The 17,944-nt window shown below is 56.0% G+C and carries 18 protein-coding genes and 1 tRNA gene; 5 read left to right on the top strand and 14 right to left on the bottom strand.

Going from position 1 to position 17,944, the window contains the following annotated elements; translation table 11 throughout:
* Positions 1–20: 20 nt before the first annotated feature.
* Genes iscX through ACW4YW_RS09925 form a run of 3 tightly spaced genes read left to right on the top strand, consistent with a single transcriptional unit; the run spans position 21 to position 2,109 of the window.
* Positions 21–215, top strand: coding sequence for a Fe-S cluster assembly protein IscX (iscX, locus tag ACW4YW_RS09915; RefSeq protein WP_457137568.1), 195 nt, complete (start codon positions 21–23; stop codon positions 213–215).
* 41 nt (positions 216–256) lie between these two features.
* The gene (locus ACW4YW_RS09920) at positions 257–1,630 is read left to right on the top strand and encodes a phosphomannomutase/phosphoglucomutase (RefSeq protein ID WP_457137386.1); all 1,374 of its coding nucleotides are present in this window, start codon (positions 257–259) and stop codon (positions 1,628–1,630) included.
* A gap of 2 nt (positions 1,631–1,632) precedes the next feature.
* Complete coding sequence (locus ACW4YW_RS09925; RefSeq protein WP_457137387.1) at positions 1,633–2,109, top strand: retropepsin-like aspartic protease family protein; 477 nt, start codon at positions 1,633–1,635, stop codon at positions 2,107–2,109.
* Here the strand turns inward: ACW4YW_RS09925 and ACW4YW_RS09930 are convergent.
* On the bottom strand, positions 2,090–2,677 hold the full coding sequence (locus ACW4YW_RS09930) for a GNAT family N-acetyltransferase (RefSeq protein ID WP_457137388.1): 588 nt from the start codon (positions 2,675–2,677) through the stop codon (positions 2,090–2,092). The two genes, ACW4YW_RS09925 and ACW4YW_RS09930, sit on opposite strands and share 20 nt — an antisense overlap.
* On the bottom strand, positions 2,677–4,308 hold the full coding sequence (locus tag ACW4YW_RS09935; RefSeq protein WP_457137389.1) for an alpha-D-glucose phosphate-specific phosphoglucomutase: 1,632 nt from the start codon (positions 4,306–4,308) through the stop codon (positions 2,677–2,679). The genes ACW4YW_RS09930 and ACW4YW_RS09935 overlap by 1 nt, the downstream gene beginning before the upstream one ends.
* A 116-nt stretch (positions 4,309–4,424) precedes the next feature.
* Between ACW4YW_RS09935 and ACW4YW_RS09940 the strand changes: the two genes are divergently transcribed.
* Positions 4,425–4,500, top strand: a tRNA-Lys gene (locus ACW4YW_RS09940).
* Between the two features lie 175 nt (positions 4,501–4,675).
* On the opposite strand, the gene ACW4YW_RS09945 is transcribed toward ACW4YW_RS09940, so the two are convergent.
* Both ACW4YW_RS09945 and ACW4YW_RS09950 read right to left on the bottom strand, forming a co-directional pair.
* Positions 4,676–5,008, bottom strand: coding sequence for a hypothetical protein (locus ACW4YW_RS09945; RefSeq protein ID WP_457137390.1), 333 nt, complete (start codon positions 5,006–5,008; stop codon positions 4,676–4,678).
* A 441-nt stretch (positions 5,009–5,449) separates the two neighbouring features.
* Complete coding sequence (locus ACW4YW_RS09950) at positions 5,450–5,956, bottom strand: Crp/Fnr family transcriptional regulator (RefSeq protein WP_457137391.1); 507 nt, start codon at positions 5,954–5,956, stop codon at positions 5,450–5,452.
* A gap of 181 nt (positions 5,957–6,137) precedes the next feature.
* On the opposite strand from ACW4YW_RS09950, the gene epsA reads away from it, so the two are divergent.
* On the top strand, positions 6,138–6,911 hold the full coding sequence (gene epsA, locus ACW4YW_RS09955) for an XrtB/PEP-CTERM-associated transcriptional regulator EpsA (RefSeq protein ID WP_309566509.1): 774 nt from the start codon (positions 6,138–6,140) through the stop codon (positions 6,909–6,911).
* 265 nt (positions 6,912–7,176) lie between these two features.
* Here the strand turns inward: epsA and cheZ are convergent, their stop codons facing one another.
* The 10 genes from cheZ to ACW4YW_RS10005 form a co-directional block, all read right to left on the bottom strand.
* A complete protein-coding gene (cheZ, locus tag ACW4YW_RS09960; protein WP_457137392.1) occupies positions 7,177–7,842 on the bottom strand; it encodes a protein phosphatase CheZ in 666 nt (221 codons plus the stop codon).
* 2 nt (positions 7,843–7,844) lie between these two features.
* Positions 7,845–8,243: a chemotaxis response regulator CheY gene (gene cheY / locus ACW4YW_RS09965; RefSeq protein ID WP_457137393.1), complete on the bottom strand. Its 399-nt coding sequence runs from the start codon at positions 8,241–8,243 to the stop codon at positions 7,845–7,847.
* A gap of 70 nt (positions 8,244–8,313) precedes the next feature.
* The gene (locus ACW4YW_RS09970) at positions 8,314–9,381 is read right to left on the bottom strand and encodes a protein-glutamate methylesterase/protein-glutamine glutaminase (RefSeq protein WP_457137394.1); all 1,068 of its coding nucleotides are present in this window, start codon (positions 9,379–9,381) and stop codon (positions 8,314–8,316) included.
* Positions 9,382–9,451: 70 nt separating this feature from the next.
* Complete coding sequence (gene cheD / locus ACW4YW_RS09975; protein WP_457137395.1) at positions 9,452–10,063, bottom strand: chemoreceptor glutamine deamidase CheD; 612 nt, start codon at positions 10,061–10,063, stop codon at positions 9,452–9,454.
* 2 nt (positions 10,064–10,065) lie between these two features.
* Positions 10,066–10,902 carry a CheR family methyltransferase gene (locus ACW4YW_RS09980; protein WP_457137396.1) on the bottom strand — a complete coding sequence of 279 codons (837 nt, stop codon included), beginning with the start codon at positions 10,900–10,902 and terminating at the stop codon, positions 10,066–10,068.
* A gap of 47 nt (positions 10,903–10,949) precedes the next feature.
* Positions 10,950–12,752 carry a methyl-accepting chemotaxis protein gene (locus tag ACW4YW_RS09985; protein ID WP_457137397.1) on the bottom strand — a complete coding sequence of 601 codons (1,803 nt, stop codon included), beginning with the start codon at positions 12,750–12,752 and terminating at the stop codon, positions 10,950–10,952.
* Between the two features lie 86 nt (positions 12,753–12,838).
* Positions 12,839–14,518, bottom strand: a complete 1,680-nt coding sequence (locus ACW4YW_RS09990; RefSeq protein WP_457137398.1) for a methyl-accepting chemotaxis protein — start codon at positions 14,516–14,518, stop codon at positions 12,839–12,841.
* A 54-nt stretch (positions 14,519–14,572) separates the two neighbouring features.
* The gene (locus ACW4YW_RS09995; RefSeq protein WP_457137399.1) at positions 14,573–15,100 is read right to left on the bottom strand and encodes a chemotaxis protein CheW; all 528 of its coding nucleotides are present in this window, start codon (positions 15,098–15,100) and stop codon (positions 14,573–14,575) included.
* Between the two features lie 11 nt (positions 15,101–15,111).
* Positions 15,112–17,484, bottom strand: a complete 2,373-nt coding sequence (locus ACW4YW_RS10000) for a chemotaxis protein CheW (protein ID WP_457137400.1) — start codon at positions 17,482–17,484, stop codon at positions 15,112–15,114.
* Positions 17,485–17,549: 65 nt separating this feature from the next.
* On the bottom strand, positions 17,550–17,915 hold the full coding sequence (locus ACW4YW_RS10005) for a response regulator (RefSeq protein ID WP_407993850.1): 366 nt from the start codon (positions 17,913–17,915) through the stop codon (positions 17,550–17,552).
* Positions 17,916–17,944 lie beyond the last annotated feature (29 nt).

Here is a 17,944-nt window from a genome sequence, read left to right on the forward strand (position 1 = left end):
TAGCTAAGAAAGGAAACATGATGAAATGGACTGACAGCCAGCGAATCGCTGAAGAGCTATACGACAAATATCCTGACGTGGATCCAAAAACGCTAAGATTCACCGACCTCTACGACTGGATACTTGATCTGGATGATTTCGACGACGAACCGGAAAAATGCGGCGAGCGCATTCTGGAAGCCATCCAGATGGCATGGATAGAAGAAGCGGAATAACCCACAATTCAAGCATCTTTACCACTCATCAAAAGCACTCCATGACAGCACCAAAAGAAATCTTCAAGGCTTACGATATCCGCGGCATCGTCGGCAAAACCCTGACCCCGGACATTGTAGAATCCATCGGCCATGCGATCGGCAGCGAAGCCGCGTTGCGCGAGCAGAAAACCATCTGCATTGGCTACGACGGCCGCCTTTCCGGCCCCGAGCTTGCCGCAGCGCTTTCGCGCGGCATCCGCAAGAGCGGCCTCAATGTGATCAACCTAGGGCTGGTAGCCACCCCCATGGTGTATTTCGCCGCCTACCACCTGGATACCGGTTCCGGCGTCATGGTCACCGGCAGCCACAACCCGCCCGAATACAACGGCCTGAAAATGGTCGTGGCGGGCGAGACCTTGTCCGGCGACACCATTCAAAAGCTGCGCGCACGCATCGACAACAACGACTTCACGCATGGCAACGGTACGGAAAGCAGCTACGACATCGCCCCTGAATATATCGACCGCATCGCCTCCGACATCAAGCTCAAGCGCCCGCTCAAACTCACCGTGGATTGCGGCAACGGCGTGCCCGGCGCATTTGCAGGCAAGCTTTACCGCGCGCTCGGTTGCGAAGTGGAAGAGCTGTTCTGCGAAGTGGACGGGCATTTCCCCAATCACCATCCCGACCCGTCCGTGCCGGAAAACCTCAAGGACTTGATTGAGAACCTGCTGACAGGCCAATCCGAAATCGGCTTCGCTTTCGATGGCGACGGCGACCGTCTCGGCGTGGTCACCAAGGATGGCAGCATCATCTACCCGGATCGCCAGTTGTTGTTATTTGCCGAGGATGTGCTCAAGCGCAATCCCCAGGCCACCATCATTTACGACGTCAAATCCACCCGCAACCTGGCTCCCTGGATCAAGCAGCGCGGCGGCGAGCCGCTGATGTGGAAAACCGGGCACTCGCTGGTCAAGGCCAAGATGAAAGAAACCGGTGCCGCGCTGGCTGGCGAAATGAGCGGCCACGTGTTCTTCAAGGAGCGCTGGTACGGCTTCGACGACGGCTTGTATTCCGGCGCGCGCCTGCTGGAAATCCTCAGCCAGTTCGATGATCCATCCGCCGTGCTCAATGCGTTGCCGGACAGCGTCAGCACGCCGGAACAGCATATCAACATGAAGGAAGGCGAGCCGCACCAGCTCATCAGCCAGTTGCAGGCCAGCGCCAAGTTCGAAGGCGCCGAGGAAGTCATCACCATCGACGGGCTGCGCGTGGAATACAGCGACGGTTTCGGCCTCATGCGCCCTTCCAACACCACGCCGGTGATCGTGCTGCGCTTCGAGGCTGACAACGCGGAAGCGCTCAAGCGCATCCAGGAGCAATTCCGCAGCGTCATCCTTGCTGCCGCACCTGACGCCAGGCTGCCCTTCTAAGCATGAGCAACTCGCGGCTGCTATGGTGGATCGTCTGGCTGGCATTGGCGGGCGGCGTCTACCACCTGGCAGACCGCGCCATCAACCCGAACCGCGTCGGCATCCTGGGTGACGCGCCCAGCGTCACCCTGCAGCGTGGGATGGATGGACATTACCGTGCCGAGGCGCTCATCAACGGCGTCGTGGTCAATGTGCTGGTGGACACCGGCGCCACCGGCGTTGCCATCTCGCAACGCATTGCCGAACGCCTGCAGTTGCAAAGCAACCAGGCGATCCGCACCTCCACCGCCAATGGCGACACCGTGGCCTATATGACCCGGCTGCAATCCGTACAGCTGGGCGGCGTCAAGGCGCAGAATGTCGCTGCGGTGATTGCCCCTGGATTGGATGGCGACGTGCTGCTAGGGATGTCGTTCCTGGCGCGCATGGACGTACGCCTGTTCCAGGGCAAGATGACGATTACGCAGGTTGAGGAATAGCAGGCGCGCCTTGCGCCTGCCGCCATTGCTGAAGCCTCAGGCGGTATAACAGATGAGGCCTTAACCTCGGAATATCGGCAACGGCGGGATGATCAAAGCTTCCTGCGATATCCTGCTGCATGGAGAGGCGCTCCATCAACGCGATGGAGCGGCGATTTCCCGCAGTGGCAAATGCCACGATCTCCTCCAGCCCCAATTCTACAAACCCGATACTCAAGGCAGCCTGCGCAGCCTCGAAGGCGTACCCTTGTCCCCAATACGTCCGCGCCAAGCGCCAACCGATTTCGACACAAGGTTGGAAAGGTAAATCATGGGCCGGGATATGCAAGCCCACAAAACCGATGAAACTATGGCTGAGCTTCTCCTCCACTGCCCATAGGCCCCAGCCGCGTTCTTCGATCAAACTGGCGCAACGCCTTGCCATGGCGTCGCTCTGCTGACTATCCAGAGTGCCAGGAAAATACGCCATGACTTCAGGGTCGGCATTAAGTAAAGCAAATGGCGCAAGATCCGCCTCACGCCATTGCCTCAACATCAATCTGTCGGTCGGGACCGCAAGATACGGCATTAGGTAATGACGGTAGGTTGTTCTCGCCCTGTGCGCTGCTTCAGCTCGGAGATTTGCTCGGCAATCGCGATCAGCTCCGCCAGGGCATCCTGCGCATCCTGATCATGCTTGGAGGCATCCGGCTCGAAAGACTCAAGATAGATACGCAGCGTTGCGCCAGCGGTGCCTGTGCCCGAGAGGCGAAACACAATACGCGAACCGTCCTCGAACAAGATGCGTATGCCCTGCTTTTCACTCACACTGCCATCGACGGAATCGGTATAGCTGAAGTCGTCGCATGTCTTCACGGTATAGCGGCCCAGGGTTTTCCCGGGTAACGACGCAAACTGGGCGCGGATATGCTCGATCAAGCCGTTGGCGGCATCGCTGGGCAGCTCCTCGTAGTCATGGCGCGAATAGACATTGCGGCCAAACCTCGCCCAGTGGCGCTTGACGATGGTTTCCACCGACTGGCGCTTGATCGCGAGGATATTGAGCCAGAACAGTACTGCCCACAGGCCGTCCTTCTCGCGCACATGGTCCGACCCGGTGCCGAAGCTTTCCTCGCCGCACAATGTCACCTTGCCCGCATCCATCAGGTTACCGAAGAATTTCCAGCCGGTCGGCGTCTCGAAACAGGGGATATCCAGCTCCTGCGCCACGCGGTCCACCGCTGCGCTGGTCGGCATGGAACGTGCGACGCCGGCAATTCCTTGCGCATATCCCGGCACCAGCCGCGCATCGGCGGCAATCAAGGCCAGGCTGTCTGAAGGCGTCACGAAGAAACGCTTGCCCAGGATCATGTTGCGGTCCCCGTCGCCATCCGACGCCGCACCGAAATCCGGCGCGTCATCGCCATACATGATCTCGACCAGGTCATGCGCATAGGTCAAGTTAGGGTCGGGATGGCCGCCGCCAAAATCAGGCAACGGCTCGGCATTCATCACAGCATCCGGTGGAGCGCCGAGCCGGTCGACCAGAATGGCACGCGCATAAGGCCCAGTCACGGCATGCATGGCATCAAAACGCAAACGGAAGCCGCTAGCCAGCAACTTGCGAATGGCATCGAAGTCGAACAATGTCGCCATCAAGTCGACATAATCGCTGACGGAATCGATGACCTCGACCTTCATCCCGGCCAGCTCGGTTTCCCCCACGACGTCCAGCGCCACGTCCGGCGCATCCACGATCTTGTACTGCACTAATTCCTTGCTGCGCGCAAAAATCGCTTCCGTCACTTTTTCCGGCGCAGGCCCGCCATTGGCCGAGTTGAACTTGATGCCGAAATCGCCCTGCGGCCCCCCGGGATTATGGCTTGCCGACAAGATGATGCCGCCGAACGTCTTATATTTGCGGATTACACAGGAAGCTGCCGGCGTGGACAAGATGCCGTTCCTGCCGACCAATACGCGCCCGATGCCATTGGCAGCGGCCATCTTGAGGATAATCTGTATCGCCTCGACGTTATAGAAACGCCCGTCCCCTCCAACAACCAATGACGCGCCGACAGGCGCCTTGACCGCGTCGAACACGCTTTGTACGAAATTTTCAAGGTAATGCGGCTGCTGAAAAACCGTGACCCGTTTGCGCAAGCCTGAGGTTCCCGGCCGTTGGTCGCTGAACGGTTGAGTGGTAATGATATGAATTGCCATGCAATATACTTTCGGGGGTGGTTAAGGTTTAATGCAAGCAGCTAACTTACTCGATTAACTACTCACTTTCAAGTTGACATCGGCTCGAAACCCACGCATAATCTCGCTTCTCGATTGGGGCATTAGCTCAGTTGGTAGAGCAGCGGACTCTTAATCCGTTTGTCGTAGGTTCGACCCCTACATGCCCCACCAATCATACCAAGGCTTGCATATTTGCAAGCCTTTTGTTTTTCTGCCTCTCCTGTTGCTCTCCGCAACACTGCCAAAATTGGCGGGCTCTCCTTAAAAACAATAATTTAATCAAATTAGTCTCGAGCTTGACCCCGGTTGCAAGCAACGATCATCGACTCGAACCCAACGTTTTCCCTCAGGGCAACTGTGATTGGTCTTTTGAATTGGCAAATCTATTGCCAATATGCTGCCGGTCTTTCAACCTGAAAATAGTGATGCATATCTCGGGAACAGCCATGACAAACACCACGCCGCATGACGTGGCTTTGAAATACCTGCCCTTGAAGCCGTTTAGCATCAATGCAATATCGCGCACCCTGGCGAATTCACGTATTTGGCGCTTGACCTTGCTTTTCTTGCCCAGCACTTTAGCTTCCAAATAAAGAGAAAATATATCTACACCCTTGAAATTCTTCTCGATGACATACTTGGCATTATGGGTTAAGACGAATTCATCGCCATTGGACATGCCAGCCTTTCCTCCCGTATCGACTTATCGCACACAATCCATTTTTACTATTAATGCATATTATTTACTATATAAAATGTTAATTTATTTGACAAATTTATTTTAATGTAATGGCGAGAAGATACGGCCATAGGGCTTGGATGGATCGATTTGCCGGAATCGCCTGGTAGAAATGCCTGATGACATAGTGTGAATACCTGCTTTTGCTATGCAGGCTTGAGTCAAAATTGATTCTTGCGCCACCGCGTAAAACTGCCAATTTAACTGGCAAGCGAATCTTGAGAATAGCGTCCAGGATTGATGACGCTATTCATGGGTGAAGGTGAAGATTTACTATTTTTGCTAGGCGAAAAAAATCCCGCATAGCGGGATTTCGATGGCTTTATTCTTCGACGCGCTTTTCAACGCCAGCGGCCTAGTCCTTACATTGACATTGCCCGGTCAGACCAGCTCGCCCAAAGTTTTCGGCAGGAATCTGTCGGAGGTTTCGCGGAACCTCGCCGTGAGCAATTGCAGCAACCTTACCAGCACCTTGTTACCCAGCTTTGGCATATTGGCCAACAACTGATAGAGCGCTTCCCTGGTCAACACCGCAAAGTCCGTGGGCAAGCTGGCGACGCAGCTGGCTGAACGCGGCATGCCGTCGATCATGGACATTTCGCCGATAATCGCGCCGGCGCCAACCTGGGCTATGGTCTGGATGCCTTTATTCGGAATGTCCTTGATGACATTGACTTCGCCCGTGAGGATCAGGAGCAGGTAATCGCCCGGATCGCCTTCGGTCAGCAATTGACAGTCCCTGGGCGCAGCATAGCATTGCATGTAAGAGCACAAATAACGCACTTCTTCATCGGTGAAATCGCCAAACAGCTTGATCGTATTGACGATTTCAAGGATTTCTTCTACGTATTTATCGGCCCCGCCCAGATGCACCAAATCAGGATACATGTAATTTTTGTCCTTAGATTTAAAGGAATTTATTAATTAACCGTAAAATATTTATGGAAATTAATAGATAAATGCTCTCAAAAACTCTCATACTCAAGCTATTTGCGTCATAATAATGCAAGAGTATATATATGACACAAAAAATTAGACCTGAATTGCTTAGTAAATTATAACCGAGCGCATGTCCTTAAATAAAAACTTAAACGATATCGAGAAAAGCCAGTTAATTGAGCTAATGCACGAATCTTTGAGAATTCGCTCGCACTTCGAGCTTTTTCTCTGGATGCAGGGGAAACTGCAGATTTTCCTTCCGCATGAGATCATGATCACGGCTTGGGGAGATTTTTCACTTGGAGTCATATACTTCAATGTTGTCTCGCCCCTGCCTGGCATCCGCTCCGACAAGATTGCCAGCCACGAAATCAATAAGTTCCTGCAGAACTTGTTCAACTATTGGCTGAACCATGCCAAGGCCCCCTTTACGCTTGCCGCAGCCGACAATATCTTGCACGACTGCGAGTTCTCGAACGTAGAATCAAGCTATTACTTAAAAAACATGAAATCGGCGTTGGTGCATGCCATCAAGGATCACCGTGGCCGGCACGATTGCCTTTATGTGTTGCTCAGCTCCAACTTGAGTTTTCCTCCGGCCTCGCGCCCCATGCTGGAAGCGCTACTGCCTTACATCGACAGTGCGTTGCGGCAGATCGAGCATTTGCCTGAACAGCAGCCGACACCCGTCAAGGTCGAACCCGAGCCCAAGGATGAAAGCCTGAACATTCTTTCCGGCCGCGAGCTGGAAATCATGGACTGGGTCACCAAAGGCAAGACCAATCAGGAAATCGGCATGATCCTCGACATCAGCGCCTTCACTGTCAAAAACCATTTGCAACGCATCTTCAAAAAACTCAATGTGCTGAATCGCGCACAGGCCGTCGCCAAGTTCCGCAAATAGCAGTGCCTTCAATCACGGCACGTACTAAAAAGGCCGTGATCTCCACAGCCTCCCCACCTCTCGATTGTCATTTACCATTAGGTTAAGCGCAACTTGTCGCTTCTATGCGTATAACGCGGAAGCTCCCCTGGAAAATGTGATGTACTGCGTGCTTTTTTGCACATTTTATTTTGTACTGCTCTTGGGTACGCATGGTCGCTCATCCTTAATTGGCGGACAATAGGCCAATCGGACTAGCCGTCCATCGCCATCGGATGCCAGCGGCTCAAAAACCGAGGCTGTCGAGCAAATCATCCACCTGCTCCTGGTTCGCGACCACGTCGATGGCGGTATCAGGATTGATCTGCGGGCCGTTCATGAGGCTGTTGTCTTCCTTTTTCCCCCCTGTGCCTGGGGAGAAGTCGATGAGCACCTGCACCAGTTGCTGTTCTATTTCCTGCGCAAGCTCAGTGATTTTCTTGATCACTTGCCCAGTCAGGTCCTGGAAATCCTGCGCCATCATGATGTCGAGCAATTGCGCCTTGGTCGCATCGGTATGGCTTACCGTCTTGGTGAGGAACGCCACCGTCTCGTCGGCCACCTGGTCATAATCCTTCTTGAGCGAAGGCACGGCCAGGATGCTTTTCCAACGCTCTTCCAGACTGACGGCCTGCTGGTTCAACTCATCCTGCAACGGCGTCGCAATGTCGGTCGCATTCAATACGCGCTCCGCCGCCTGCTCGGTCATGCGCGCTACGTAATTGAGCCTATCCCTGGCATCAGGTATTCCGTGCGCCGCCTGCTCGAGCAGCTTGTCGAAGCCGAGTCCGCGCAGGCTTTCATGCAGGTTCCTGGTCATCAGGCCGATGCGGTGCAGCATTTCATCATGCTGGGATTGCATATTCTCGGCTTCGCCTTGGACGGGTTCTACGTTTTGAAGTGGGTTACTCATTATCAGCCCCCTGATTTTTCAAGCTTCTCAAAAATTTTACTGAGCTTCTCATCCAATGTCGCAGCGGTGAACGGCTTCACCACGTAGCCATTGGCGCCTGCCTGGGCAGCCGCAATGATGTTTTCCTTTTTCGCTTCGGCGGTCACCATCAATACCGGCAGCGATGACAGCGCCGGGTCGGCGCGTATCTGCTGCAACATGGTCAACCCGTCCATATTGGGCATGTTCCAGTCGGATACCACGAAGTCGAAGTTTCCGCTCCTCAACTTGGCCAGGGCCATGACGCCATCCTCAGCCTCATCGACATTGTTGTAACCCAGCTCCTTGAGCAGGTTACGCACAATACGCCGCATGGTCGAAAAGTCATCGACCACCAGAAATTTGGTATTGGGATTTGCCATTTGTTACTCCATTTCAACTTTTATTTGTATTGCCGGAAATGCCGGTCGATCATGCTGCGGCACTTCCATATTAAACACGCAATGCCCGCGCGCTGTTGGCTGCAAGGTATTGCAGCACTTTGCCAGGCATATCATACAATGAGCTCACCTCGTCCACCCCGCCCATGGCAATTGCTTCCTTGGGCATGCCGAAGACGACGCAGCTCGCCTCGTCCTGCGCAAAATTGTAGGCCCCGGCCTGCTTCATCTTCAGCATGCCGTCGGCACCATCCTTGCCCATGCCCGTGAGAATAACACCAATCGCATTCTTGCCCGCATTGCTAGCGGCAGAACTGAACAAGACATCCACTGAAGGACGGTGCCGGCTCACTGGCGGGCCGTCATCCAGCTGCGTCACGTAATTGGCGCCGCTACGCGCCAGCAATAGGTGCGAATGCCCAGGGGCGATATACGCATGGCCAGGCAGGACGCGCTCGCCGCCCTTCGCCTCCTGCACCGAGATTTTGCACAAGGTATTCAGGCGATTGGCAAAGGATTGCGTAAAGCCTGCGGGCATGTGCTGCGTGATCAGGATGCCGGGACAGTCGGACGGCATCTGCATCAGGAAGGACTTGATCGCCTCCGTGCCGCCCGTGGAGGCACCGACGATGATGAGCTTCTCGCTGCTGATGAGAGGGTTGCCGACCGAAGGCAAGCCGGCGCCGTCTGCCGCCGGCGTGAGCGGTTTCCTGGCAATCAGGCGCGCCCTGGAAGCGGCGCGTATCTTGTCCGCAATCATCTCGCTGTATTCATGCATGCCGCTGGCAATCGACATTTTCGGCTTGGTAATGAAATCCACCGCGCCCAGCTCCATCGCGCGCATGGTGATTTCTGAGCCGCGCTCGGTCAGCGAGGAAATCATCACCACCGGCGTCGGGCGCAGCCGCATGAGGCGCTCGAGAAAATCCAGCCCGTCCATTTTGGGCATTTCCACATCCAGCGTCAGCACGTCAGGATTCTTTTGCTTGATCATTTCCCGCGCGATCAACGGGTCGGGAGCCGCACCCACCACTTCGAGATCCGGCTGTTGGTTGATGATCTCCGTCAATAGGCTGCGGATCAGCGCTGAATCGTCGATGATAAGAACTTTTATGGTCATGACATTGCCTTTTTATTTAACTATCACTTGGCATCTGGTCTCCTCCCAGCCACCACCTTGGAGCCTGAACTCAAAACAATTCCACATCGCCCGCCACCTTGTTCGTGTTGAGCTTCTTGGCGTAGCTCTCTTCACGCGTGATCAAGGTATTGTTATGCATCTGCTTCAGCTTCTTCACCAATACGCGCCCGGTTTTGGGGAAGAAATACACTTTGCGGGGATAGACGTCGTTCAGGTCCTCGCCGACCACGCGGATATTTTCGTCGCGCAGATATTTGCGTACAAATGCCGCATTCTTCTCGCCGATATTGATGGCGGTGAAGCCGCTCAACACGTTGCCTCCGCCAAAAATCTTGGCTTCCAGGTTCTCCCGGCGCGCGCCGTTCTTTAATAGCTGGTTGATCAACACTTCCATGGCGTAAGTACCGTACCGGGCCGACTCCGACACCGGGTTATTGGCATCCGCGGGGCTGCTCTCCGGCAACATGAAATGATTCATGCCGCCTATGCCGGAGACCCTGTCGCGGATACATGCGGATACGCATGAACCCAGCACCGTCACGATCACGATGTCCTGGTTGGTCGTGTAATACTCCCCAGGCAAAATCTTGGCCGCCTCGCAATTGAAGGTCTTGTCGAAATACAGGTTGGTGGCCAACTGCTCTTCTATCGGGCTGGCCATGTTCAGCCTCCACGCTGGTCGAGGGTGTATACCGTCTTGCCCAATAGCTTGAATGCGTCAGTGGCATAAAGAAAATTTTCCGAATGCCCGGCGAACAATAGCCCGTCGCGCTTCATCAACGGGGCAAAGCGCTTGAGAATCGTCGCTTGTGTCGGCTTGTCGAAATAGATCATGACATTGCGGCAGAAGATCGCATCGAACGGCCCGCTGACAGGCCAGCTGTTGCTCAGCAGGTTCAAGGGCCTGAAGCTGATCAGCTTGCGCAAATCATCGCGCACCCGAACCAAGCCCTGCTGCTTGCCGGTTCCGCGCAAGAAGAATTTCTTCTTCTGCTCTATGGGCAATTTCTCGATGCGGTCATAGGTATATATGCCGGCGGCAGCTGTTGCCAGCACGTTGGTGTCAATATCGGTGGCAATGATCTCGACTGGGGGGCGCAGCGTGCCGAAGGCTTCGCAAGCGGTAATCGCGAGGCTGTACGGCTCCTCGCCGGTGGAACTCGCGCAGCACCAGATGGAAATAGGCTGCGCCGCCTTGCGGAGATGTTCCGCGAGGATGGGGAAATGGTGGTGTTCGCGAAAGAATGATGTCAGGTTGGTAGTGAGCGCATTGGTAAAGGCTTCCCACTCATCAGAGCCGGAACCGCTTTCCAGCACGTCCAGGTAATGCTGGAAGCTGGATATGCCGGTCGCGCGCAAGCGCCTTGCAAGACGGCTGTAGACCATCTCGTGCTTGGAGTCCGACAGCGAAATGCCAGCCGCCTGATAGATCAGCTTGCGTACGCGGGCAAAATCCGCTTCTGTAAAATCAAACTCCTTGCCCGCACTTGATTTGCTCACTGTGCTTGAATTCAATTACACATTCCTCTGCGTATGCGCTTGCGCGATCAGAACTCTTCCCATTCGTCGCTGGAAAGATCCGGCCCAATCACTTTCTTAGGTATTGCGGATTTGGGCGCAGGCGCTGCTTGTGCCGCAACGCCTTTGGTTTTTGTTTTTGCATCATGTGCTGCGGCAGCCGCTTTTGGCTTTACGGGAGCGCTTGGCGCAAGCTCGGCCTTGGGCCTGGCAGGTGCCGGCGCGGATGCTTTAGCCTGAACCGCGGGCTGTTGCTCCAGCACCGTATCCCTGCCGTTGCCCAGCTTGAATACGCTGGCGGCACGCTCCAGCTGCAATACATCCCGCTTCAACGCCTCCGCCGCAGCGGCAGACTCTTCGACCAGCGCGGCATTGCGCTGGGTGACCTCGTCCATGTCGTTGACCGCGTGGTTCACTTGGTCGATGCCTGAACTCTGCTCGGTAGAGGCTGCCGATATTTCCCCCATGATATCGGTGACGCTGCGCACCGAAGCCACGATTTCCGTCATCGTCGTGCCGGCCTGGTCGACAAACACCACGCCCGCCTCGACCCGCTCGACCGAGTCGGAAATCAACCCCTTGATTTCCTTGGCTGCCGCCGCGGAACGGTGGGCCAGGTTGCGCACCTCCGCAGCGACCACGGCAAACCCGCGCCCCTGCTCGCCGGCACGGGCCGCCTCGACCGCGGCATTCAATGCCAGGATATTGGTTTGGAAGGCGATGCCGTCGATCACGCCGATGATGTCTGAAATCTTGTTGGCAGACTCGCTGATCAGGCGCATCCTGTCCCTGGCCTCGCCAATCACCTCGCCGCCGCGGGCAGCGACGCTGGAGGCGGATATCACCAGTTGGTTGGCCTGGCGCGCATTGTCGGCATTCTGCTTCACGGTGGAAGCCAGCTCTTCCATGGAACTGGCGGTTTCCTCCAGCGAGCTGGCCTGGGATTCGGTACGCGCAGAGAGATCGTTGTTGCCCTTGGCGATCTCGCTCACCCCTATATTGATGCGCTGCATATTGGTACGGATGTCGGAGATCATGGCGACGATGTTGACATTCATCTGGTTGAGCGCCCGCAACAGCATGCCGGTCTCGTCCGTCTTGCTGCTGCTGAACTTATGCGAAAGATCGCCGCTCGCGAGCGAATTGGCGATGTCGGTCGCTTCGCGCAGCGGCTTGATCACCGAGGCGGAAAGCGACATGGCAAGCCCCACGGTCGCCACGATGGCAACCAAGGCACCACCGATCACGAAGCCGACACCCAGCCCGCCGAGCGCCGCCGCTATGACGACAATCATCGCCAGAATGATGGCGATTGTTGTCACGGTCACTCTTGTTTTCAATGTCATTTGCATTGCTCTTCTTACCCGCGAGATTAAATCTGTTTTCAGGACCTCGCCACGGTACAGCTTGAGGCCATGGCGCTTGTTTTCGCGCAGGCTGGCATAAATCCGCGAGGCCTGCTCGACTTGCTGGCGCGTGGGTTTGACGCGTACAGACATATATCCCACGACACTGCCGTTCTGGCGCATGGGCGTGGCATTCGCCAACACCCAGTAATAGTCACCATTTTTGCGCCGGTTCTTGACCATCCCCGTCCAGGGCAATCCGGCTTTCAGCGTCGCCCACATGTCGGCAAAAGCTTCGGAGGGCATGTCCGGATGACGCACCAGGTTGTGAGGCGCGCCAATCAGCTCTTCTTCCGTAAAGCCGCTTACCTCGATGAAATCCTGGTTTATATAAGTGATTTTTCCCTGCAGGTCGGTCGTCGACAGAATCGACTGGCCGTCCTGCAGCAAATACTCATTCGTTGTCACAGGCATGTTGATACGCATGTTACTTTTTCTCCTATTGTCAGGATGGCAATGCAACCACCCTGTTTGCGTTTTTCTGCCTTTTAATCAAAACAAGTATTTTATTTTTAGCTGATCTTGAATACGCTGACCGTGGAGGACAGTTTCTGCGCCTGTTCCTCAAGACTTTCTGCCGCTGCCGCCGCCTGCTCAACCAGGGCGGCATTCTGCTGAGTCATTTCGTCCATCTGCCCGATGGCAATGTTCACCTGCTCGATGCCGGAGCTTTGTTCCTGGCTGGCTGAGGTGATCTCGCCCATGATGTCGGCCACGCGTTGAACCGAGCTCACGATTTCGCTCATCGTGGTACCGGCTTGATCCACCAGCTTGTTGCCGATATCAACCTTCTCGACGGAGTCTCCGATCAGGCCCTTGATTTCCTTGGCCGCCGCCGCGGAACGCTGGGCAAGATTGCGCACCTCGCTCGCCACTACCGCGAACCCGCGTCCCTGCTCGCCTGCCCGTGCCGCTTCAACCGCGGCATTCAATGCGAGGATATTGGTCTGGAAGGCAATACCGTCGATGACGCCGATGATGTCGACAATCTTGCGCGAGCTTTCCTTGATCGAGCCCATGGTGTTGACGACCTGGTCGACCACTTGCCCGCCACGTACCGCGGATTCCGAAGCGGTGATCACCAGCTGGTTGGCCTGCCTTGCGTTGTCGGCATTCTGGCGTACGGTGGAAGTCAGTTCTTCCATGGAGCTGGCGGTTTCCTCCAGGCTGGAAGCCTGCGACTCGGTACGCGAGGAGAGGTCGGCATTGCCGGAGGAAATCTCGCTGGTCGCGACCAGCATCGTGTCTGTACTGCCGCGCACTTCCGTCACCAGCTTGCGCAGCTCCTGGATCATGAAGCGGATGCCAACCAGCAGCTTACCAGGCTCATCGGAAGCGTTTTCATTGATCATGTCGAGCAGGTCATTCTGGCGCGGCGCCAGATCACCCTTGGAAACACGGCCGATCACGCGGATGCCGTAATTGATCGGCTCGATGATGGATACCGTAATCACTCTCGCGAACACCACGCCCATCAGGATGGCCAACAAGCCCAGCACGATCACCAAGGTGCGACCCTGGATGCTGGCGCTCTTGTTGGCCGTCGCCAATTCCAACGCCCGGTCGCGCTCATACTGCAAAATCTCGTTCATCGCGCCCTGATAAGCGTCGCGGGCAGCCTGGAAATTGCCGTCGACACTCTCGTAATATGCCTTTTCATCGGCGGCCAGCTTATTGCTGACATTACGCTTTTCCTCCAGGCTCACCTGCTCGTTGGTCAGCCAGTTCTCGAGCGCGGCCGCACGCACGTTCAACGCGACCCGTATCTTGAAGGCTTCGCTGCGCACGTTGCGGTACTCCTCGCGCGCCTTGCTGATCTTCTGCAACAGGGGCTGGTACTCGTCGCCCTTCATTAGTTCGAGAGCCTGCGCCTGCAGCTTGTCCACCTCTTGAGAGTTTTCACTCATTCTCTCGAGGAAGTATGCTTCCTGGCTCTGGCTGCGGTTTTTGATATAAGCCGCAGCATTGATGATGTTCATGCTGGTATACAGCTTCCAGTCGTTCAGCAATGTCTGCTTGGTCGCCGATTCCGCGACAATCGCGTCCGTACGGTTATTCATGGATGTCATCAGCACAAAACTGAGGATAACAATCGCCGCCAGCAGCACCAGCAGGGATCCAAAACCGATCACGAGGCGCTTGGTGATCCTCTGACCATACATGTAATTCATCAATGGATTCAGTAGCTTCATTTCTAATCTCCGCCCTTCGAGTTCAATATGTCTGTTTTTATCGTTATCTGGTGGTTAAGCGTCGGCAACGATATGGTCGACCAAGCCCATTTCCGAACTGGTCATCAACTTATCGATATCGACCAGGATCAACATGCGGTCATCCAGCGTTCCCAGGCCAATCAGGTAGTCGGTGCTGAGAATGGAGCCCATTTCCGGCGCTGGCTTGATCTGCTGCGCGCTCAGCGTCGTGACGTCGGAAACGCTGTCCACCACGATCCCGGTCACGCGCCCGTTGATATTGAGGATGATGACGACCGTGAACTGGTCGTAGGTAGGCGTGCCCAGGTTGAACCTGATGCGCATGTCCACGATCGGGACAATGATGCCGCGCAGGTTGATCACGCCCTTGATGAATTCCGGCGCGTTGACGATCCGGGTCACGCTCTCGTAACCGCGAATCTCCTGCACCTTGAGGATATCGATCCCGTACTCCTCGCTGCCCAGCGTAAACGCGAGGAACTCGCTGCTTTCACCTTGCGCTGCCCCTGATGGAACCGGTTGCGACTGGCTCTCTGCTTTACTGCTTGTTGGTTCTAACATGACAACACCTCTTAATGAATGGAAGGTTCAGTGATCAACTGCCTGCTGGACCGCAGCAAATTGGCAACATCCAGAATCAGCGAGACACCGCCATCGCCGAGGATGGTGGCGCCGGAAATGCCCGCCACCTTGCGATAGTTGGATTCAAGATTCTTCACCACGACTTGCTGCTGCCCCACCAGTTCATCAACGAACAATGCGGCTTTCTTGCCGTCCGCCTGCAAGACCACGAGGATGCCGTCCTCGGGCTCGCGATAGAGTGGCTCGATACCGAACATCTGGTATAGCGGAATCAGCGGAAGGTAATCTTCACGGACCTTGACCAGGCGGCCCTGGCCGGTCACATCCTTGACGTCGCCCGCAGAGGGCTGCAGCGACTCCATGACAAAACTGAGCGGCAGGATGTAGACCTCATCCCCGACCCGCACGGACATGCCGTCGAGGATAGCCAGCGTCAACGGCAGTGAAATCGAAATAGTGGTGCCGTATCCGGCGGCGGAACGTATATCGACCACGCCGCCCATCGCGGTGATGTTACGCTTGACCACGTCCATGCCGACCCCGCGGCCCGACACGTCGGTCACCTGCTCGGCGGTAGAGAAACCTGGGGCGAAGATCAATTGCCATACGTCGCCGTCCGGCATGTTGTCGGAAACGCTCAGGCCCGAGGACTTGGCCTTGTTGAGGATGCGTTCACGGTTGAGGCCGCCGCCGTCGTCACTCACCTCAATGATGATGTTGCCGCCTTGGTGCCCAGCCGACAGCGATAAACGGCCGATCGGGTTCTTGCCTGCGGCGGCGCGCACTTCCGGCGATTCGATGCCATGGTCGATGCTGTTGCGCACTAGGTGGGTCAGCGGATCGACAATGCGTTCGATCAGGCCCTTGTCCAGCTCGGTGGCCGCACCGTTGGTGACGAACTCCACCTTCTTGCCGAGCTTGCTCGCAAGATCGCGCACCATGCGCGGGAAACGAGAGAAGACGTAATCCATCGGCATCATGCGGATCGACATGACGGCTTCCTGCAAGTCGCGGGTGTTCCGCGTCAGCTGGCCTACGCTGTTGAGCAAACGCTCATGCAGCATGGGGTCCAGCGTGCTGGTACGCTGCTCTATCATGGCCTGGGTAATGACAAGCTCGCCGACCAGGTTGATCAATTGGTCCACCTTCTCGATCCCGACACGGATGGAAGTGGTTTCCTGGCTTGCTGCCGCCTTGTCGGCTTCGCGGCGCGGCGCCACCCGCTTGTTTTCCAGCGGCTCGCCGCTCGCCTTGGCCGCTGCTGCGGGGGCAGGCTTTTCCTCAGGTGCCGGCTTGACGGCACCCGCATCGAACAGGCCGAAATCCCCCTCGTCCAGCGGCTTTTCCTTGGCCTGGGCCGGGGCTGCCTGGACGCTTTCTGTTAACGGAGCCTCGCCTCTGTCCGTCACCTTGATCTTGTCGATGTCGACGACAAAAGAGCTCACCGCGAGGATGCTGTCACGGTCCTCCTCGGTTTCCAGCCAGAGCGAATGCAAGTTGCCGACCACAGGCTGCACGACGACTTTGCCGAGCAATTCGAGCTCCGAAACCAATGTGCTCCAGTCCTTGTCCAGGATTTCCGGGATTTCGATCAAAAAGCCCTGGCTGCCGGCGACAGCTGGCTTCGCCGAGGATACATTGCGTGCGCCGGCATCAAGCTCGGTGATGACCAGATCGTCCGGGTCCAGAATAAAAGAACAGATCGCCACGATGTTATCCAGACTCTCGTCCGTGTCCAACTTAAGCACATGGCGGTTGCCGACCGCAGGCAATGCCTCCACCGCGCCCAGCAAGGCCAGCTCCTCGGTCAATGCCGTCACATCCTTTTCCGGCAATTCCGGCAACTGCACTTGGAATTGCTTCGTTGCACTGGCGGCTTGAACTGGCACATTGCCAGCCTTGGCGCTATTCGCCTCTACAGGCGCTTTTTCAGCCGGTGACAATGTTTGTGGTGGGGAAGAAATAGCTTGGCCGCCCTCCTGGGCCAGGCTATGCAATGTCGCCTTGATCTCCCTGACGGCGTCCTGGTCCACGGCGCTTCCATTGCGGTGGCCATCCAGCTGCATCTTGAGAATGTCTTTGGCGGAGAGGAACACGTCCACATGCTCCGCCTGCAGCTTCATCTCGTTCTTGCGGATGCGGTCCAGCAGGTTCTCAAGCACATGGGTGATCTCGGTCATGTCCGTCATGCCGAAAGTCGCGGCCCCGCCCTTGATGGAGTGTGCCGCACGAAAAATGGCATTGAGGTCTTCGGCGCTCGGGTTCTCGATATCAAGCTCGAGCAGCAAACGCTCAGCTTCCGCCAGCAGTTCGTCCGACTCGTCGAAGAACACCTGGTAAAACTGGCTCATGTCAATTGTCATTGTTCAACTCCACATTGATTCATGCTGTCCACGCTCACTGGGATAAGTCTTGTGCAATGCACGGCCTACCCGATGACGCGCTGAACAACATCTAGTAAACGCTTGGGATCAAATGGCTTGACCAACCATCCTGTCGCACCCGCTGCCTTGCCCAATGCCTTCATCTCGTCACTGGACTCTGTTGTTAGCATTAATATCGGCACTTTCTGGTAAGAACTGAGGCTGCGCAGTGATTTAATCAGCGTCAGCCCGTCCATTCTGGGCATGTTCTGGTCAGTCAGCACCAGGTCCACGACCTGGGTCTGCGCCTTGTTCAAGGCATCCTCGCCGTCCACGGCCTCGATCACCTGGTAGCCTGCGGCGTTCAGGCTGAATACCACCATCTGCCTCAACGACCCGGAGTCATCCACAGCCAGTATTGTTTTTCCCATATCTTTCAATCCCCGTTCTTGCGCGCCTG

It is taken from the genome of Methylobacillus pratensis (genome assembly GCF_054072455.1).

Coding starts and splice junctions, on each gene's coding strand:
- iscX (WP_457137568.1), top strand. CDS start 21: ATGAAATGGACTGACAGCCAGCGAATCGCTGAAGAGCTATACGACAAA.
- ACW4YW_RS09920 (WP_457137386.1), top strand. CDS start 257: ATGACAGCACCAAAAGAAATCTTCAAGGCTTACGATATCCGCGGCATC.
- ACW4YW_RS09925 (WP_457137387.1), top strand. CDS start 1,633: ATGAGCAACTCGCGGCTGCTATGGTGGATCGTCTGGCTGGCATTGGCG.
- ACW4YW_RS09930 (WP_457137388.1), bottom strand. CDS start 2,677: ATGCCGTATCTTGCGGTCCCGACCGACAGATTGATGTTGAGGCAATGG.
- ACW4YW_RS09935 (WP_457137389.1), bottom strand. CDS start 4,308: ATGGCAATTCATATCATTACCACTCAACCGTTCAGCGACCAACGGCCG.
- ACW4YW_RS09945 (WP_457137390.1), bottom strand. CDS start 5,008: ATGTCCAATGGCGATGAATTCGTCTTAACCCATAATGCCAAGTATGTC.
- ACW4YW_RS09950 (WP_457137391.1), bottom strand. CDS start 5,956: ATGTATCCTGATTTGGTGCATCTGGGCGGGGCCGATAAATACGTAGAA.
- epsA (WP_309566509.1), top strand. CDS start 6,138: ATGTCCTTAAATAAAAACTTAAACGATATCGAGAAAAGCCAGTTAATT.
- cheZ (WP_457137392.1), bottom strand. CDS start 7,842: ATGAGTAACCCACTTCAAAACGTAGAACCCGTCCAAGGCGAAGCCGAG.
- cheY (WP_457137393.1), bottom strand. CDS start 8,243: ATGGCAAATCCCAATACCAAATTTCTGGTGGTCGATGACTTTTCGACC.
- ACW4YW_RS09970 (WP_457137394.1), bottom strand. CDS start 9,381: ATGACCATAAAAGTTCTTATCATCGACGATTCAGCGCTGATCCGCAGC.
- cheD (WP_457137395.1), bottom strand. CDS start 10,063: ATGGCCAGCCCGATAGAAGAGCAGTTGGCCACCAACCTGTATTTCGAC.
- ACW4YW_RS09985 (WP_457137397.1), bottom strand. CDS start 12,752: ATGCGTATCAACATGCCTGTGACAACGAATGAGTATTTGCTGCAGGAC.
- ACW4YW_RS09990 (WP_457137398.1), bottom strand. CDS start 14,518: ATGAAGCTACTGAATCCATTGATGAATTACATGTATGGTCAGAGGATC.
- ACW4YW_RS09995 (WP_457137399.1), bottom strand. CDS start 15,100: ATGTTAGAACCAACAAGCAGTAAAGCAGAGAGCCAGTCGCAACCGGTT.
- ACW4YW_RS10000 (WP_457137400.1), bottom strand. CDS start 17,484: ATGACAATTGACATGAGCCAGTTTTACCAGGTGTTCTTCGACGAGTCG.
- ACW4YW_RS10005 (WP_407993850.1), bottom strand. CDS start 17,915: ATGGGAAAAACAATACTGGCTGTGGATGACTCCGGGTCGTTGAGGCAG.